We start from the raw sequence: 1293 nt of genomic DNA on the forward strand, positions 1-1293 counted from the left end.
ATGATAAATTCAAATGATAAAAGAAAACCCCCACAAAGCTTTGGACGGCTGTGGGGGTTTTTGATGTACAAAGAACATCACACTTTTTGTTAAGTTCAGTATATCGTGTATGTTCTCTTTTGTAAAATAGTCTCGTTGTATGTCGTTCATCTACGTTGATTTTCGTTACTTTGCTATAAGTAAATAAAAAACTATTTATCTTGTTAGTTTTTTTTCTTGAATAATTTTGAAAATAAAGACTGCTTTTGTTCATTTTGATTTGATATTTTTGATTCAAAAATATTCTCTTTTTCATGCATGTTATCTGTTTCTATTTTTTCGTTATTACCTAATATATTTTGGCTATTTAAATTCAAAGATTGTTCTTGTTTTAACGCGATTGTTAAATCGTCAATTTGTCGATTTTTTTGTCGAATTTCTGATTCTAAATGCTCTATATATTTATCGACATAACTGTTATATTGATTATTTGATGATTCTGTTTTGTTTGTCGATTTTTCATCAAATTTTGTCGATTCTTTTGTCGTTTTTTTATTTAAAATTGTTTTTAGATAATCTATTGTATTATCATCTATTAATGATTTGTTACCTATTTTTTTTACCTTCAAATTTGAAGGTAAACTTTTTAAATGATAATGAATTGTTTGTTTAGAGACATCTAAAAGTTCAGAAACTTCCTTTACAGTTTTCATCAAATAACTGGGTCTCCTTTACTTGTTCATTTTTTGTAAAAAAGCTCGACGTTCTTCTTCTGTATACTCAGATGTTTTAGATGTGGTTGGTTGATATGTGTTATTTTTTAACCATTGTGGCGTCATTTCACGGCTTATGTATCGTTTTGGTTTGCCTGTACTTATCATATTAGATTGTCGTTTCGAATGAATACGTTTCTCAGGTTCAAAAGAAAACTCTAACCACTCAATTTTTCGTCCTTTTTTAGCTTTAATTTTATTAATATTAAAATTTTTAAATAAAAAGCCTAATTCTTTAATTATTGGTTTAAATACATATTTATCAATTTCACTCATTCGGTAACTTTTCGGAATATCTAAACGTTCTCTGAAATCATTAATTTGTATTTTGAAATATCCTGTATGTTTATATTGTTTTAGTAATCTAAACATATTTTTTGCATAAGTTGATTTTAGTTGTGTCATTTCCTGTAGTTCAAATTTAGTGAAATCAGCAGTAATTGAATTGAGTATATGCTTCAAATCATTATTAACACTAATAGATAGGTATTGTTCATCAACATCGACTTCGTATGATGTAAATAAAACAAACTTTTTAAAT

General features: G+C 26.5%; 2 protein-coding genes. Both read right to left on the reverse strand.

The annotated features are described in order from the left end of the window. Nucleotides 1-203: 203 nt before the first annotated feature. On the reverse strand, nt 204-692 hold the full coding sequence (locus FHL06_RS13330; protein ID WP_153387108.1) for a helix-turn-helix domain-containing protein: 489 nt from the start codon (nt 690-692) through the stop codon (nt 204-206). Nucleotides 693-710: 18 nt separating this feature from the next. Then, the coding region (locus tag FHL06_RS13335; RefSeq protein WP_153387106.1) for a replication initiation protein at nt 711-1293 on the reverse strand (583 nt) is incomplete at its 5' end.

This window comes from Companilactobacillus halodurans, from assembly GCF_009600985.1.
GTDB classification, from domain to species: domain Bacteria; phylum Bacillota; class Bacilli; order Lactobacillales; family Lactobacillaceae; genus Companilactobacillus; species Companilactobacillus halodurans.